The 15,968-nt window shown below is 33.1% G+C and carries 14 protein-coding genes and 7 tRNA genes; 9 read left to right on the top strand and 12 right to left on the bottom strand.

Annotated elements, in window-relative coordinates:
• Positions 1–634: 634 nt before the first annotated feature.
• Complete coding sequence (gene uvrB, locus NH26_RS16190; protein WP_044228336.1) at positions 635–2,668, top strand: excinuclease ABC subunit UvrB; 2,034 nt, start codon at positions 635–637, stop codon at positions 2,666–2,668.
• Positions 2,669–2,861: 193 nt separating this feature from the next.
• Here the strand turns inward: uvrB and tuf are convergent, their stop codons facing one another.
• From tuf to NH26_RS16170, 4 genes are all read right to left on the bottom strand, one after another.
• Positions 2,862–4,040, bottom strand: coding sequence for an elongation factor Tu (gene tuf / locus NH26_RS16185; protein ID WP_044228338.1), 1,179 nt, complete (start codon positions 4,038–4,040; stop codon positions 2,862–2,864).
• Between the two features lie 64 nt (positions 4,041–4,104).
• Positions 4,105–4,176, bottom strand: a tRNA-Thr gene (locus NH26_RS16180).
• Positions 4,177–4,310: 134 nt separating this feature from the next.
• Positions 4,311–4,391: transfer RNA gene (locus NH26_RS16175), tRNA-Tyr, on the bottom strand.
• A gap of 333 nt (positions 4,392–4,724) precedes the next feature.
• Positions 4,725–5,636, bottom strand: a complete 912-nt coding sequence (locus tag NH26_RS16170) for a Ppx/GppA phosphatase family protein (protein ID WP_044228341.1) — start codon at positions 5,634–5,636, stop codon at positions 4,725–4,727.
• A 57-nt stretch (positions 5,637–5,693) separates the two neighbouring features.
• On the opposite strand from NH26_RS16170, the gene NH26_RS16165 reads away from it, so the two are divergent.
• Positions 5,694–6,611, top strand: coding sequence for a DUF368 domain-containing protein (locus NH26_RS16165; RefSeq protein WP_044228344.1), 918 nt, complete (start codon positions 5,694–5,696; stop codon positions 6,609–6,611).
• Positions 6,612–6,823: 212 nt separating this feature from the next.
• On the opposite strand, the gene NH26_RS16160 is transcribed toward NH26_RS16165, so the two are convergent.
• The 5 genes from NH26_RS16160 to NH26_RS16140 form a co-directional block, all read right to left on the bottom strand.
• A tRNA-Gly gene (locus NH26_RS16160) sits at positions 6,824–6,896 on the bottom strand.
• A gap of 175 nt (positions 6,897–7,071) precedes the next feature.
• Positions 7,072–7,144: transfer RNA gene (locus tag NH26_RS16155), tRNA-Gly, on the bottom strand.
• 13 nt (positions 7,145–7,157) lie between these two features.
• Positions 7,158–7,238: transfer RNA gene (locus NH26_RS16150), tRNA-Tyr, on the bottom strand.
• Positions 7,239–7,259: 21 nt separating this feature from the next.
• Positions 7,260–7,340: transfer RNA gene (locus NH26_RS16145), tRNA-Tyr, on the bottom strand.
• A gap of 170 nt (positions 7,341–7,510) precedes the next feature.
• Positions 7,511–8,116, bottom strand: a complete 606-nt coding sequence (locus tag NH26_RS16140; RefSeq protein WP_044228347.1) for a hypothetical protein — start codon at positions 8,114–8,116, stop codon at positions 7,511–7,513.
• A gap of 210 nt (positions 8,117–8,326) precedes the next feature.
• On the opposite strand from NH26_RS16140, the gene NH26_RS16135 reads away from it, so the two are divergent.
• From NH26_RS16135 to rplL, 7 genes are all read left to right on the top strand, one after another.
• Positions 8,327–8,399: transfer RNA gene (locus tag NH26_RS16135), tRNA-Trp, on the top strand.
• A 113-nt stretch (positions 8,400–8,512) separates the two neighbouring features.
• Positions 8,513–8,707, top strand: coding sequence for a preprotein translocase subunit SecE (gene secE, locus NH26_RS16130; protein WP_044228350.1), 195 nt, complete (start codon positions 8,513–8,515; stop codon positions 8,705–8,707).
• A gap of 48 nt (positions 8,708–8,755) precedes the next feature.
• The gene (nusG, locus tag NH26_RS16125; RefSeq protein WP_044228352.1) at positions 8,756–9,328 is read left to right on the top strand and encodes a transcription termination/antitermination protein NusG; all 573 of its coding nucleotides are present in this window, start codon (positions 8,756–8,758) and stop codon (positions 9,326–9,328) included.
• 1 nt (position 9,329) lies between these two features.
• Positions 9,330–9,773, top strand: a complete 444-nt coding sequence (gene rplK / locus NH26_RS16120) for a 50S ribosomal protein L11 (protein WP_044228355.1) — start codon at positions 9,330–9,332, stop codon at positions 9,771–9,773.
• A 24-nt stretch (positions 9,774–9,797) separates the two neighbouring features.
• On the top strand, positions 9,798–10,490 hold the full coding sequence (rplA, locus tag NH26_RS16115) for a 50S ribosomal protein L1 (RefSeq protein WP_044228357.1): 693 nt from the start codon (positions 9,798–9,800) through the stop codon (positions 10,488–10,490).
• A 2-nt stretch (positions 10,491–10,492) separates the two neighbouring features.
• Positions 10,493–11,038 (top strand): 50S ribosomal protein L10, encoded by a 546-nt coding sequence (rplJ, locus tag NH26_RS16110; protein WP_044228359.1) that lies wholly within the window; start codon positions 10,493–10,495, stop codon positions 11,036–11,038.
• A 112-nt stretch (positions 11,039–11,150) separates the two neighbouring features.
• Positions 11,151–11,528 carry a 50S ribosomal protein L7/L12 gene (gene rplL, locus NH26_RS16105; protein ID WP_044228362.1) on the top strand — a complete coding sequence of 126 codons (378 nt, stop codon included), beginning with the start codon at positions 11,151–11,153 and terminating at the stop codon, positions 11,526–11,528.
• A gap of 119 nt (positions 11,529–11,647) precedes the next feature.
• On the opposite strand, the gene NH26_RS16100 is transcribed toward rplL, so the two are convergent.
• The 3 genes from NH26_RS16100 to NH26_RS16090 form a co-directional block, all read right to left on the bottom strand.
• Positions 11,648–12,781, bottom strand: coding sequence for a hypothetical protein (locus NH26_RS16100; RefSeq protein ID WP_052432276.1), 1,134 nt, complete (start codon positions 12,779–12,781; stop codon positions 11,648–11,650).
• Between the two features lie 197 nt (positions 12,782–12,978).
• Entirely contained in the window at positions 12,979–14,085 is a 1,107-nt protein-coding gene (locus NH26_RS16095; protein WP_052432277.1) for a sulfotransferase family protein, read from the bottom strand.
• A 595-nt stretch (positions 14,086–14,680) separates the two neighbouring features.
• Complete coding sequence (locus tag NH26_RS16090) at positions 14,681–15,964, bottom strand: M16 family metallopeptidase (protein WP_044228367.1); 1,284 nt, start codon at positions 15,962–15,964, stop codon at positions 14,681–14,683.
• Positions 15,965–15,968: the final 4 nt, after the last annotated feature.

Here is a 15,968-nt window from a genome sequence, read left to right as displayed (position 1 = left end):
ATCAAATAAAAGAGTACTGTAGAATAAGACTACTTACGTCTTTTATTGGTTGGCCTTCCGTTTGAAGGGAGTGCAAAGGTAAGCGCAGAATATTAGAATGCAACACTTAAGGTAATAAAATAGCATAAACAAAATCAAACAAAAACATAAGAATCTATTTATGAATACATTATCTATCTAAATAAACAGATTTAAACTGATTATTTTTTAGATTATCGATTTCATAAATTACTTGGAATCATAAAATTTCTAAAAACAAATTGAAGTATTTCTCAAAAAAGAAAATCAACTTTCAGGCAAAAAGCTCTTGAGAGTGTTATCATTTTTTTCACACCCCAGAAAAACACACTTATTTTCATTCTAAATGTATTCTATTTTCAACATTTCTAGACTAAAACTTTTAGGAAGTACTATTAGATTCAAAAAAATGGTATCCCATAATCTCTATATTTAATAGATTTATCACAAAAGTTACTTATAAATAAACAAAGTGATAATTAAATCATAGGATCAATCAGGTGTTAAGAAGAACATATAACACACACCTCACTATATAAGAATAATTGAATCAAATCAATTTAAACAATAAAGTGATTTAGAAATTAGTATATTTATAATCTTACTTAATAGTTATATGGATTTTAAATTAATAGCCGATTTCAAACCAATGGGTGATCAGCCTTCAGCAATTAAGCAATTAGTTGAAGGAGTAGAAAGTGGAGAAGAATCTCAAATTCTTTTAGGTGTTACAGGTTCTGGAAAAACATTCAGTATCGCAAATGTAATTAAAGAAACGAATCGTCCTACTTTAATATTAAGTCATAATAAAACACTAGCAGCACAGCTATATGGAGAATTCAAACAATTCTTCCCTGAAAATGCTGTAGAGTATTTTATATCTTATTACGATTACTATCAACCTGAAGCATATATACAAACTACTGATACTTTCATTGAAAAAGACTTAATGATCAATGAAGAAATAGAAAAACTACGTTTAGCATGTACTTCTGCTTTATTATCTGGCAGAAGAGATGTGATTGTGATTGCTTCTGTTTCTTGTATATATGGTATCGGTAATCCTGAGGAATTCGGTAAAAATGTATTAAAAATTAGCAAAGGACTCGAATATCCTAGACAAAAGCTATTAAGGGATTTTGTAGATATCCTCTATTCTAGAAATGAAATAGAATTTAATAGAGGTAATTTTAGAGTAAAAGGAGATACTGTTGATATATATCCAGCCTACGCTGATTTTGCCTATCGTATTATCTATTGGGATGATGAAATTGAAGAAATTCAAAGAATAGATCCAATTTCAGGTAAAATGCAATCAAGAGAAGATGGAATTACCATCTTTCCTGCAAACCTTTTTGTAACAGGAAAAGATGCTATTAATGATTCTATTATACAGATTCAAGATGAACTTATTGAACAAATGAGGTATTTTGAAAATGATCAAAGAGTAACTGAATCCAAAAGAATAAAAGAAAGAACTGAGTTTGACTTAGAAATGATAAGAGAACTAGGATATTGTTCTGGCATCGAAAACTACTCTAGGTTCTTTGATAGAAGAAGACCGGGTCAACGCCCTTTCTGTTTACTTGATTATTTTCCAGATGATTTCTTAATGGTTATCGACGAAAGTCATGTTACCCTCCCACAAATTCGTGCAATGTGGGGTGGAGACCGATCTAGAAAAATATCTTTAGTTGATAATGGGTTTCGATTACCATCTGCTTTAGATAATCGCCCCCTTACTTTTAATGAATTTGAAAGTGTAGTCAATCAAAGTATCTATGTGAGTGCTACACCAGGAGATTACGAATTATTAAAAACAGAAGGCTCAATTACAGAACAAGTATTAAGACCCACCGGCTTACTTGATCCTGAAATAGATGTTCGACCAACATTAAATCAAATAGATGATTTATTAGAAGAAGTTACTGCTACAATAGAAAAAGGAGATAGAATTTTAATTACTACTCTTACAAAAAGAATGGCAGAAGAACTATCTAGATACCTAGACCAAATTGGAGTAAAAGCTACTTATTTACACTCAGAGATAAAACCTCTTGACAGAGTGGAGATTCTTAGACAATTACGATTAGGTATTGTTGATGTTCTAGTTGGGGTTAACTTATTAAGAGAAGGTTTAGATTTACCAGAAGTTTCTTTAGTTGCTATCATGGATGCTGACAAAGAAGGCTTTTTAAGAAATGAACGCTCTTTGATACAAACCATTGGTCGTGCAGCTAGAAATTCTGATGGTCGTGTTATCATGTATGCTGATAAAATGACTAAATCAATGACTAAAGCCATTAGTGAGACAAAAAGACGTAGGAAAATACAACATGAATATAATATTGAAAATGGTATAACTCCAACTACAGTTAGAAAATCACACGATGCCATTCTTGAACAAACTCAAGTAGCAGATAGAAAATCTATTCCCAAAGAATACCAAACAGAAGAAGAAACCCAAGCGCAAGCAGCAGAAGAAGCTTCAGTATATCAAGAGAAAAACAAATCAGCAGATATTAAAGAGCAAATCGCACTTGTTAAAAAAGATATGGAAAAAGCAGCAGCAGATTTAGATTTTGTAGAAGCTGCTCGCCTAAGAGATATTATGTTTGAATTAGAGCGAGTAAAGAATAGTAAAGTATAATAGTTATATAAAAAATTGAATATTAGAAAGTCTCATTCCTTAAGTAATTGTATTTAAAGGATGAGACTTTTTTGATGGAATGATTTACTAGTCATATAATTTTTTGTCTTAGGAAAATTATTTTTAAATAAAAAGAGGTTATCTATTGCTAGATAACCTCTTAATATTTTTACTCAACTATGTTGAGAATCGATTACTCGACAATTGTAGTTACTTGACCAGCACCTACTGTACGTCCACCTTCACGGATAGCGAAACGAAGACCTTCCTCCATTGCGATTTCCTTTTGAAGATCAACTGTGATAGTTACGTTATCACCTGGCATTACCATCTCAACACCGTCAGGTAAAGCGATAGTACCAGTTACGTCAGTTGTACGGAAGTAGAACTGAGGGTTGTAACCTTTGAAGAATGGAGTGTGACGACCACCTTCTTCTTTTGAAAGAACGTAGATCTCAGCAGTAAACTTCTTGTGTGGAGTTACAGAACCTGGCTTACAGATTACCATACCACGTTTGATTTGCTCTTTATCAACACCTCTAAGAAGGATACCAACGTTATCGCCAGCTTCACCTCTATCCAAGATCTTACGGAACATCTCAACACCTGTAATAGTCGAAGTGATTTTATCACCAAGACCCATGATTTCAACAGAATCACCAGTGTTTGCAACACCTTTCTCAATACGACCTGTAGCAACAGTACCACGACCTGTGATCGAGAATACGTCCTCTACTGGCATTAAGAAGTCCTTGTCTACGTCACGCTCTGGAAGAGGAATTTCAGTATCAACAGCTTCCATTAATTCGTCAACTGTTTGTACCCACTTATCTTCTCCGTTTAATGCACCTAGTGCAGAACCACGAACGATAACAGCATCTTCGTAACCTTTTAACTCAAGTTCTTCAGCTACTTCCATTTCAACTAGCTCAAGCATCTCTTCGTCGTCTACCATATCCGCTTTGTTCAAGAACACAACGATTTTAGGTACACCAACCTGACGAGCCAATAGGATATGCTCTTTTGTTTGAGGCATTGCACCATCAGTAGCAGCAACTACTAGGATAGCACCATCCATTTGTGCAGCACCAGTTACCATGTTTTTCACGTAATCGGCGTGACCTGGACAGTCAACGTGTGCATAGTGACGATTCTCAGTTTGATATTCTACGTGAGAAGTGTTGATCGTGATACCACGTTCTTTTTCTTCTGGAGCGTTGTCAATTTGTGAGAAATCTCTTTGCTCAGCAAGACCTTTGTTTGCTAAAACTGATGAAATTGCCGCAGTTAAAGTTGTTTTACCGTGGTCAACGTGACCGATTGTACCAATGTTCAAATGGGGTTTCGAACGGTCAAATGTTTCCTTAGCCATCTTTTCTAAAAAGAATTATATACAATTAATAGATTTCAATCTTCAGATTTTGAAAGCAAAATCGAGCTGCCGAGGAGATTTGAACTCCCGACCTCTTCCTTACCAAGGAAGTACTCTACCCCTGAGCTACGGCAGCTTATGCGAATACCGCAATCTAGCTAGGCAGATTTACCGATTTTCCTTAAAAAATATAATTAGAGATCTGAAGAAAACTAACTATACTTTTCTCAATAAATCAAGAAGTCCGAAGACAGCTTGATCTACTGATAGTGGGAGGGGCAGGATTCGAACCTGCGAAGCCGAAGCAACGGATTTACAGTCCGTCCCATTTGACCGCTCTGGAACCTTCCCAAGGTTAGAATTAGAGTCCCAAAAAATGGTTCTCGTATCTATTCGAGTTGCAAAGGTAAATTGATTTTCAAAAACTTCAAACATCTAACTAAAAAATAGATAGAATTATATACGTTAAAATAGGTTGCAATTGTTCTAACTTTCTAAATCTATGAAAAAACAACCTAATAAAAGTATTGATAATCAACTAGTTGCAATATATAATATTCTATTTTAAATCTTTGTTAAGAGTATGCAAACAAACCTTACTAAATTGAAAATTTATTTATTTTTTTCAATTTGGGCTATTATTTAGGTCAAAATAGAGTGTAAATGTCAATTATTTAAAGATATTTATTTCGTTCTCAGTAACAAACCTTCCCTTAACGATGCTGAAGATATAAATAATTTTTCTAAAGACAATTTATCTAACACACATTTTAATAAACAAGATGCAGGGACAACCATATCTACCCTTTGAGGAATTAAACCTCTAATTTTATATCGTTCTTCTCTATCCCAAAAAACAAACTTTTGATACATCTCATCATATGCTAAATTATTAATCACTTTTACATCAGATGAGGGCACATTATTATAAGCTCCGTAAACTTCTTGGATCGTTTGGAATGTACCCGCAGCTCCTATAATTTTTTTGGGTTGATATTTCTCTACAGCCTCCCACAAAGACGTCAACCTCATTTCAACGTAATCAAATAACTCTTTTTTATCAGATGATTGAATTGGATCTACCTTGCAAAAAGAATCATATAACCTTTGAGCACCTACTTCAAAACTTTCTTTCCAAAGTACCTTTTGGTTATCACATATAATAAATTCAGTACTCCCTCCTCCAATATCCATGATAACTGCAGTATCCTCAATGTGAATATCTGATCTAACTCCATAATATATTACCTCTGCCTCTTCATCTCCTTGTATTATTTTTACATCAAAATTATATTTCGTCTTAATTTCTTCTCTAAATTCTATTCCATTTTTTGCAACTCTCACCGCACTTGTGGCAGCTACATGAGTAGAAACTACATTATAGTCGCTTATAATTTGATGAAACTCACTTAAAGCATCAAAAGCTCTTTTCTTAGCATCTTTTGTAATGTAACCATCAGAGATCCCTCCTTTTCCTAATCGCACAAAAATATCTTTTGTACATAATTTATTAATCATTTCCTGGCCATCCACTTCTGCTATTAATAGCTGAAATGTATTGGTCCCCATATCAATTGATGCTTTTCTTTGTATCATTTCTGATAGATTTAATTGAACTACCTTATATTTGCCCCAAATTAGAAGATCAAATCTATGAAAGAAAAACTTTTTATATTTTTAAAAGGATTAGCTATGGGTGCTGCTGATGTAGTACCAGGTGTTTCAGGAGGTACTGTTGCATTTATTACAGGTATTTATGAACGATTACTAAATGCAATCAACGCGATTGACCTAGAAGCTTTAAAGCTTTTATCGAAATTTAAAATCAAAGAACTTTGGGAGAAATTAGATTTAAATTTCTTACTACCATTATTTGTAGGTATTGGTACTGCTGTTTTTTCATTAGCTAAGTTGATGAAATATCTTTTAGTTAATGAACCTATTGGACTTTGGTCTTTTTTCTTTGGCTTAATCATCGCTTCAATATTACTAGTTGGAAAACAAGTAAAAAACTGGAATTGGCTAACAATAATTGCTATCATATTAGGTACTATACTATCCTATTGGATTACTATCGCTACACCAAGTCAAGCTCCTGAAGGTTTACAGTATGTATTTTTAGCTGGTATGATTGCGATATGCGCTATGATACTACCAGGGATTTCAGGTTCTTTCATGCTGTTATTAATGGGGCAATATGATCAGGTTATTTCAGCTATTACTGATATTAATATTAAAGTGATTGCCGTTTTTGGTGCTGGCGCTGCAATAGGCATTACTAGTTTTTCTAGAATTCTATCTTTCCTTTTGAAAAAATACCATGATTTCACTATTGCACTTTTATCAGGTGTGATGATTGGATCACTTAATAAAGTATGGCCTTGGAAAAAAGTTATAAAAACATATGTTGATAGGCATGGTGAAATAAAACCTCTATTAGAAGAATCTATTTTACCACAACATTTCGATGGAGACAATCAATTAGTCTTAGCTATAGTTTTAGCTATTGTTGGTTTTGGATTAGTCTATGGTATTGAAAAGTTTGCATCAAATGACTCTAAGATTGCTTAAATAATAATTAAGTAATAAATAAAAACAACAGAAGGCTATCATATTATATGATAGCCTTCTGTTGTTTAATAGCTCATTACCTTAATGAAGAATCACAAAAGAATAATAGATATAATTATCATGTGGACTAAAACAGCAGTTTCAAATCCTCTTTTACTCTTCTAAAGTATAAGTATAAAAAAAGGTCAACCATTTCTGATTAACCTTTATCGAGCGGGTGACGAGGCTCGAACCCGCGACCTACAGCTTGGAAGGCTGTCGCTCTACCAACTGAGCTACACCCGCATGACGTTACAAATTAAACAGTTCTTTAGGCACATTTCCAACTAATCCATCAGATACTTTATTTAAATTATGATAAGTGATTGTATTAGAGAGACAAAATTCTATTCACAATAGAAATAAAAAAGAAAAAACCTATAAAAACGCAAAAAGGTCAATCATTTCTGATTGACCTTTGAGCGGGTGACGAGGCTCGAACCCGCGACCTACAGCTTGGAAGGCTGTCGCTCTACCAACTGAGCTACACCCGCATACAATGTTGAGTGGGAGGGGCAGGATTCGAACCTGCGAAGCCGAAGCAACGGATTTACAGTCCGTCCCATTTGACCGCTCTGGAACCTTCCCAGATATAAGTAAACATTGTAGTGGGAGGGGCAGGATTCGAACCTGCGAAGCCGAAGCAACGGATTTACAGTCCGTCCCATTTGACCGCTCTGGAACCTTCCCAAAAGCTTTCCTTTGTTTACTTAATCATCACTCTCATTGTAATTATCGTGACCGTTTGTCCCGATTGCGAGTGCAAATGTATAGCACTTTTTTATAACTGCAAAGAAATTCAACAAAAATATTCCTAAAGAAATGTAAACTATTTGACAGCTAACAATTTAAAGTGAGAATTATTTTATTTCAAAGTTTCGCACAAAGGTTCTATCCTCTATTTGAGCTCTGATAACATAGATTCCAGGATTAAACTCAGATAAAATATATTGCGTTTTCAATCCTCCATCAGATAATTTTACATTTGAAGAATAAGTGTCATCATCTTCTGCTTCGTTCTTCATCGAAAGTCGGACTTCTTTATTTTCCCCAAAAAAACCAACGACTTGTAGAGTATCTCCATCTACAGCTACATCAAAAAATGGTCTTTTATAAGATATATCTGAATTAAAAATTTTCATTGAAGTTCCAGAAGTAAGTTTTGACACTTCTCCATAAACGGCATTACCATCTAAAGCAAACTGAAATTTATATATACCTAATGGCAACTTATTTACTTCATATGCTCTTTTCAAATCCCCTACTTCTCTAAAAACTTCCCAAAAGACTGTTTTGCTACTTCTCTTTTTAGATAGTTGAAAAAAAGAATCTTCTGAAGACTCTGAAAAAGCAAATATTTGTAGTACACCATTTTTTAATATAATACAGTCTGCTAAGTTTTTACCTTGAGAAAACACCTTCGAAAAAGAAAGTGTTATAAATAAAAGTCCTAAAAAATATTTCATAAATAATAAATCGTCGATAAATAATGTTTAGAGAATAGCAGTTTACCCTAATTTATAGCTGCAATATACATTTATTGTCTTTAAGTGACTGTATATTAATATGAATTAAGAAAAATTTCTATCATCTTATTTGTTTATTTAAATCAAGTATCTACCTTTGCATCTCGGAAAATCTAGGTGCTTACCTAAAGCATTGAAAATTACTGACAAACGGGCATAGCTCAGCTGGTAGAGTTACGGTCTCCAAAACCGCAGGTCGTGGGTTCGAATCCTACTGCCCGTGCAAATTAAATTTGAACTTCCTATATTTAAGGCGTTCAAAATAATTTTAAACTTAGTATCAAAAAAAGTTGTTGATTACAGAAGCAACTTTTTTTGTGTGAAAATCGAAGGATTATGAATAAAGTAATTCAGTTTATTAAAGAGTCTTACACAGAAATGACAGACAATGTATCTTGGATGTCATACAAAGAAGCTCAAGATAGTTCTATTCTAGTACTAGTTGCTTCAGTAGTGTTTGCTTTAGTAATTGGTGTAGCCGATTGGGCTATCAACTTTGGTTTAGACAAACTTTATCAAGTTTTAGGCTAAACAAATTTTTATTAGTTAAGAAACCTCAACAGATTAAACTAAAAAGCGATGGGTGAGCTTAAATGGTATGTAGTAAGAGCTGTAAGTGGTCAAGAAAAGAAAGTGAAAGATTATCTTCTTAAAGAGTTAGAAAATCAGAAACTTGAAAACTTTATCACTGAAGTTATCGTACCTACGGAAAAAGTATATCAAGCAAGAAAGCAGAGAGATGGCAAGATTAAGAAAATTGCTGTTGAAAAGAATTTGCTTCCTGGTTATGTTATCGTCCAAGCTGATTTAACAAACGGTGAGGTTCAACACACGATTAATAGTGTTCCTGGTGTCATTGGATTTCTAAACGCGGATACGAAAGATCCGACAGTGCTTCCAAAACCAATGCGCGAATCAGAGATCAATCAGATCCTAGGCAAAGTCGATGAGTCGGACGAAGGCGAAGTTAAACATGACACGTCTTACTCTGTCGGCGAAACAGTACGTGTAATGGATGGTCCTTTCTCAGGATTCTCCGGAAGCGTAGAGGAAGTCTTCGAAGAGAAGAAAAAACTCAATGTCATGGTGAAGATCTTTGGTCGTAATGCACCAGTTGAACTCGATTATAAACAAGTAGAAAAAGAAGAATAACATGGCAAAAGAAATCGAAGGTTTCCTGAAGCTCCAAATTAAAGGTGGAGCAGCCAATCCGTCGCCGCCAGTAGGTCCTGCGTTAGGTTCGAAGGGTTTGAACATTATGGATTTCTGTAAACAGTTCAACGCTCGTACTCAAGACAAAGGAGGGCAATTATTGCCTGTTTTAATTACAATTTACAAAGACAAGTCTTTTGAATTCGTAATCAAAACTCCTCCAGCGGCAAACTTAATCCTGGATGCGGCAAAAGTAAAAAAAGGTTCATCAGAGCCTAACCGTAAAAAAGTAGCTTCGGTTACTTGGGATCAAGTTAAGACGATTGCAGAGACAAAATTACCAGACCTTAACTGTTCTACAGTTGAATCAGGTATGAAAATGGTTGCGGGTACAGCTCGTAGCATGGGTATCACAGTAGAAGGAACAGCTCCTTGGGAGGCTTAATTTTACAAGAATTAGTTTTTAATCATGGCAGTATCAAAAAAAATGAAAGAGGCTCTATCTAAATACGATAGAACTCAAGAATACAGTCTAGAGAAAGCTACAGAGCTTGTGAAAGAAATCTCTTTCGAGAAGTTCGACGCTTCAGTAGACTTAGACGTGCGTTTAGGTGTTGACCCACGTAAAGCGGACCAAATGGTTCGTGGTGTGGTAACTCTTCCTCACGGTGTAGGTAAAGAAGTAAGAGTTCTTGCTCTAGTTACTCCAGACAAAGAAGAAGAAGCAAAAGCAGCAGGTGCTGACTACGCAGGTTTAGACGAATTCATCAAGAAAATCGAAGGTGGATGGACTGATATCGACGTAATCATCACTATGCCTACAGTAATGGCTAAAGTAGGTCGTTTAGGTAGAGTTTTAGGTCCTCGTGGTCTAATGCCAAACCCTAAAGCGGGTACTGTAACATTAGAAGTAGGTAAAGCTGTAAAAGAAGTGAAAGCTGGTAAAATCGACTTTAAAGTTGACAAAACTGGTATCATTCATACTTCAGTTGGTAAATCATCATTTACTGCTGAGCAGTTAAATGAAAATGCAGCTGAGTTACTTCAGACTTTATCTAAGTTAAAGCCTTCATCGGCTAAAGGTACATATTTTAAGAGCGTAACGATCTCTACAACTATGGGTCCTGGTATCAAAGTTGAGAAGAGTTCTATCGATAGCTAATTATGACAAAAGATCAGAAAGTACAACTCGTTGAGGACTTAAGTCAAAAATTGGCGGCTTGTGATTACTTCTATATCGTAAACAGTGCTACTATGACTGTTGATGAAGTAAACACATTCCGTAAGGCTTGTTTCGCAAAGGGTATCGAATATCAAGTAGTCAAGAACACGCTAATTGCGAAAGCTCTTGACAAATTGGATACAGAAATTGACTACGCAGAACTTAAAGAGGGTGCTCTTAAGGGTATGTCAGGTATCTTGTTCTCACCAGAATCTGGTGCTGCTCCAGCTAAAGTCCTTAAGGACTTCCAAGCGGGTATGCCAAAAGATCGTAAGATTCCAGCATTGAAGGCAGCTTCAATTGACGGTGGTCTTTACGTAGGTGGTGAACACTTAGAAGCATTAACATCAGTAAAATCGAAAGCAGAGCTTATTGGCGACATCCTTGGATTGTTACAATCGCCTGCTAAGAATGTTGTTAGCGCTTTACAATCTTCAGGTCAGACATTATCTGGTTTGTTGAAAACGCTAGAGGAGAAAGGAGAGTAATATAGACCTTTCAATCAACCTCTTGCAACAATGGCTTTAGAACGTTACGCCTAGTTGCTTCCATATATATAAATCGTAACTTATTTAAAAAACACATTTTAATTTTACAAAAATGGCAGATTTGAAAAAATTCGCAGAAGAGTTAGTAAACCTAACAGTTAAGGAAGTACAAGAACTTGCTGAGATCTTGAAAGATGAGCACGGTATCGAGCCAGCTGCTGCTGCTGCACCAGTAATGGTTGCAGGTGGTGCTGAAGGTGGTGCTGCTGCAGAAGAAAAAACTGAATTCGACGTAATCTTGAAGTCAGCTGGTTCTGCTAAATTGAAAGTAGTTAAAGCTCTTAAATCAGCTGCTGGTTTAGGTTTGAAAGAAGCTAAAGAATTAGCTGATTCTGCTCCTGCTCCAGTAAAAGAAGGTATCTCTAAAGAAGAAGCTGAAGCTCTTAAAGACGCATTAGCTGCTGAAGGTGCTGAAATCGAAATCAAATAATTTTAGTTTATTCTAAAATTAATCGATATAGATATAGGGTGAGTCTAACGACTCACCCTTTTTTTATGTGATTTTTTTAGAGGTAATACCTGTTGTTTTTTTAATAACTGCCTGCTATGTTACTTATAAATCTTTGTAGAATACGTCATTGCCCCATAGTAGACATGAATAATATTTACTCCAATAAATAACTCATCTCTTTCCAATTGAAATTGATTGTTTGACATTCTGCTAAAGCGTTTGCTCTTTCCATTTGAAGAAATAATAGTAAAAGAAATAGGTTTAATTTCAGTGCCTAATAAAAAGGTATAACTATTTGAATAAGTACATACTTTAAATGTATTTTGACTCTTTCCATCCAAAACAGTTAACGGTCCATAGTGTTTTTCTGATCCATCAAAGTCTACTTGTATCATTTTATAATAAACCTTGGGTCCATAATTTGGTGTATTATCTACTGTCGAATATTTTAACAAAGTATTCGAATTACCTGCTCCCTTTACTTTTGAAAATTCAATCCAATTCATTTTGTCAATAGATTTAAGAAGAATAAAATAATCATTATTAATTTCTTGAGCTGTTGACCATTTCAATACATTTTTATCATTGTGCTTACTTACTTCAAAGGAATAAAGTTCAACAGGTAAATTTATATCGCAAAAACCTACTTCTTTTGTATAACAATCCCCATTAATTTCTATGGAAGGTGAATCACTTACTATTGGTGTATGATGATCATCAAAAAAATCTCCTAATACGATTAGTTCACTTTTATTCCCTTCAATATTAATTTGACCACTCCCTATATCAGATCTATGAAAATTTTCATTAACTGTTAAACCACCTCCATTCTTCACAAATAAATTTCCATTATCAATAATCAAATTATTTTCAACAACAACACTTCCATAGATCTCTACTTGTACATTATTTTGATCCATTTTAAAGTCTCCTAATATTAATAGTTCTCCATCAGGGTTAATAATAAACCTACCATCAGCTTCTAGCTCTAAATAGATACCATTGATATAATCACTTAAATTAAACTCAATGGTTAAAGATTTAGAGCTTCCTAAGATTACTTTATCATTATTATTAGGGTATCCACTACCTCCATCGATTTTAGTCCAGTTATCTGTATTTGTCCAATCCTCCCAAGATGAAAATGTTTTATTACCGTTTGGATAATAATCGGTTGCAAATAAATTAGTGGTCGCAAAAAAAATTGAGATAAAAATTAATAGTTGTTTCATAGTTAATCGTTTTTCATTTCACTTCACTAACATAAAGTAAAAGCTAATTAAAAACGTCTCATTTTATAACTTGAACCAACTTACCATTGTACCACTAGATAATTCGGTACATGTGATTTATATCTATATCCAATATCAAATAATAAAAAAAGCTACCCTGTACCCAGAATAGCTTCTTTATATAGTTTAAAACTTTTTTATTTAATCATTTCATAATTCCATTTATCAAAAGCATAACTCCAATTTGAGTTCACTTTATCTATCACATCTTTAGGGAAATTATATTCATGTTTTTTATGCGACCCTAAACCTTTTAAATAGTCTTCCATATAAGGTTTAGCCTTTTCAAAATCACTTATCTGAAGTGTTTTATAAATATCCGATAAATAACCTAAGTTGTCTTTCGAAAATTCCTCATATTTAATTTCAATGAGATTTCCATCAGGTATTAATTGTTTATCGGATTCATATTTATCATACATCTTAGTAAAGACATTCAATATATTATCTGACAATTGATCATCCGAAATTTCCTGAAATTTTTGACTTGGTAAGACTCCTTTAAAAAATCTAAACGTTGAACCATATACTTCATATGGGTTTCTATAAATATAAATGAATTTCGCATTTGGAAATACTTTTAATATTTCGTCGACTCTTGCAGTGTGAGGAGGATTTTTTGATAAAAATCTTTCACCTTTAGTTTGCCATAAAGCAAGTTTTGCAAATCTTAAATAGTCGTCTCTCCATTTTTGTTTTTGCGCCTCTGATAATCCCTTTCCTAATAGAAATTTATCAAAAATTCGTATTGTATCTTGAGGAAAATACCAGAAATAGTAAAAACTCATATCATGAATATTTCCTAAAGCAAACTCCTCTTCTTGAGGAAATTTTGGATCCAATTTTAAACCATCTGCAGGACGTTCTTTAGGCATAAAAATTTTCATCATAGCAGTAAATAAATTTTTACCGAACATCAATGCATTTGGAAAAACACTTTGAAATGTATTTACAAAACCAAACTGTGGATCTTTACTTAATAAATTATGTAAATGAGTAGTGCCACTACGCCAATGACCAAGAATAAAAACTGGATCTTTATCAATACTTATTTTATCGGATTTCTTATACAGAAAATCTTGGTTAATTTTTTCAACAGGATAACAAAGTGTACTGATTAGCTTTGCTTTATTAAACTTATTTTTAAACTGAGGTTCAATAGTGTACTCTTCTTGTATTTTATTAAAATTGGACAATGCACTCCCCGATAGAGTTGCCATATCTAATTTATCAAATGAGGCCATAATTATCTTTTGGATTAATTGATAGATGATTTAATCTATATGTATAACGTATTTTCTTCTAATTAAATTAAGATAATTTACATTTATTGTAATAAATGTATACATTCTAACAAAATTAACACACATGTAAGTTTTAATTGATTTTTCAACTTTTTCAAACAAGAAAATAGAAAATATTTAACGAATTAAATAATGAGTAATTGTACTTAGATAACTACTTAATTATAACTATTTCAACTTAGGATATTAATATATTATTAAAAATACACTTTATTATTAACTAATATTGTTTATTAAAATAAAATATATTAGAATTGTATCAACATAAAAACGAAGTAAGAAAATATGATTCTCACAAAGTTTTTATTACACTTTATTAAACTAATCAACTAACATTACAAACATTTTTTTTATCTGTGTTAAACAAACTTTCAACTAAAGTAACTAAACTAAGTTAACGCAGAATTTTTTAAAGACAATTAACAAAGACAACCTATGTTGTCAATTACTTTACAAACTTCAACTCTACAAAAAAAGTGGTAGAAAACAATTCATGTTTACTACCACTTTTGTTTTGTAAAAAAACTGAAATAAGTTAGCCAACTACAACTTCTAACATATCTCCTAAAAGGTATTTTTCTATCATTTGTTTAACATCTGCCGTGGTGATAGATTGTATTCTACTTACATAGGTATCATAATAATCAAAGTCTAAACCTTTCTTATATAATCCCTTTGTTATTTCTAATAGAGATAAATTAGAATTAATGGACATAATAAAATTTCCAGCCATATAGTTTTGCACTGTATTTAATTCTTCAAGAGTAATCTCTTCTTCCGCTAGTTTTCTTATCTCCTTATATATTTCTGTAATAGCAGTGTCTTTTAAGTCTTTTTTGACATCTGTTGCTATAATAAAATATCCTTGGTTTTGTTCATTTCTAAAAGAAGAATGAATTCCATAAGTCAATCCTCTTTCTTCTCTTATATTTTTCATTAATCGAGATCCAAAATACCCTCCTAGCATTTCGTTCATTACTGAAAATGCTTCAAAATCTTTATTGGGTAAGGTAAATGTTGGACACCCAATTCTTAAACTCGACTGTACTGCATTTTCTTTTGATTCATAAATTTTCAATTCTTTTGATTGAATTGAATTCACGAAATTTGGATACACTACTTCAGCAGCAGCATTAACGTTTATACTACCTAAATATCGGTTTAAGGTGACGAAACATTCATCATCAAAATCACCAGAAAGAAATACTTCAAAGGGTGCTCCAATGATATGATTTTTATAATAATCAGAAATTTCTGACAATGAAATACTCAAAATTTGGTCAGAAGTTAAAGTTGACCCGAATGAGTGATTTTCTCCATAAAAGGACTCCCTAAACTTTTTTGTAGCTAAATAAGATGTTTTTTCTTCTGCTAGTTTCTTTTGTTGTAGAACTACTTGTAGAATATGATCAAACTCTACTTGTGAAAACTCAGAATCAATTAAATACTTATTGACGATAACAATAACTTTATCAAAATATCTTTTTAAGCAATGCCCCGAAATGGTAAAAGAATCCAAATCATTTGAAACATTAATAATAGCTCCATAGGAGTCTAAATATTCATGTATTGCAGCGCTATCCATTCCTTTAAGACCTTCTCCTAACATTTTAGATGTTAAAAATGAAGTCCCTTTTACATCTTCTACAAGTTTACCTCCTTTGATCACTATTGAGAAGTGAACAATTGGTTGAGCATTATTCTTTAGAACGAATACTTTACAGTTATTGGTTAATAATAACTCTTCAGGCTTTTGTAATGAAAAATCTTTTAATTGATAAGATTCTGGAGCTATAGAACGATTTAGGGTATTACTCATAAAA

Source organism: Flammeovirga pacifica, assembly GCF_000807855.2.
Taxonomy (GTDB): Bacteria; Bacteroidota; Bacteroidia; order Cytophagales; family Flammeovirgaceae; genus Flammeovirga; species Flammeovirga pacifica.
This window is presented reverse-complemented; position numbering and strand designations above follow the sequence as displayed.

Bases quoted from the DNA above. Each gene is read 5' to 3' on its own strand.
- uvrB (WP_044228336.1), top strand. From the start codon at position 635: ATGGATTTTAAATTAATAGCCGATTTCAAACCAATGGGTGATCAGCCT.
- tuf (WP_044228338.1), bottom strand. From the start codon at position 4,040: ATGGCTAAGGAAACATTTGACCGTTCGAAACCCCATTTGAACATTGGT.
- NH26_RS16170 (WP_044228341.1), bottom strand. From the start codon at position 5,636: ATGATACAAAGAAAAGCATCAATTGATATGGGGACCAATACATTTCAG.
- NH26_RS16165 (WP_044228344.1), top strand. From the start codon at position 5,694: ATGAAAGAAAAACTTTTTATATTTTTAAAAGGATTAGCTATGGGTGCT.
- NH26_RS16140 (WP_044228347.1), bottom strand. From the start codon at position 8,116: ATGAAATATTTTTTAGGACTTTTATTTATAACACTTTCTTTTTCGAAG.
- secE (WP_044228350.1), top strand. From the start codon at position 8,513: ATGAATAAAGTAATTCAGTTTATTAAAGAGTCTTACACAGAAATGACA.
- nusG (WP_044228352.1), top strand. From the start codon at position 8,756: ATGGGTGAGCTTAAATGGTATGTAGTAAGAGCTGTAAGTGGTCAAGAA.
- rplK (WP_044228355.1), top strand. From the start codon at position 9,330: ATGGCAAAAGAAATCGAAGGTTTCCTGAAGCTCCAAATTAAAGGTGGA.
- rplA (WP_044228357.1), top strand. From the start codon at position 9,798: ATGGCAGTATCAAAAAAAATGAAAGAGGCTCTATCTAAATACGATAGA.
- rplJ (WP_044228359.1), top strand. From the start codon at position 10,493: ATGACAAAAGATCAGAAAGTACAACTCGTTGAGGACTTAAGTCAAAAA.
- rplL (WP_044228362.1), top strand. From the start codon at position 11,151: ATGGCAGATTTGAAAAAATTCGCAGAAGAGTTAGTAAACCTAACAGTT.
- NH26_RS16100 (WP_052432276.1), bottom strand. From the start codon at position 12,781: ATGAAACAACTATTAATTTTTATCTCAATTTTTTTTGCGACCACTAAT.
- NH26_RS16095 (WP_052432277.1), bottom strand. From the start codon at position 14,085: ATGGCCTCATTTGATAAATTAGATATGGCAACTCTATCGGGGAGTGCA.
- NH26_RS16090 (WP_044228367.1), bottom strand. From the start codon at position 15,964: ATGAGTAATACCCTAAATCGTTCTATAGCTCCAGAATCTTATCAATTA.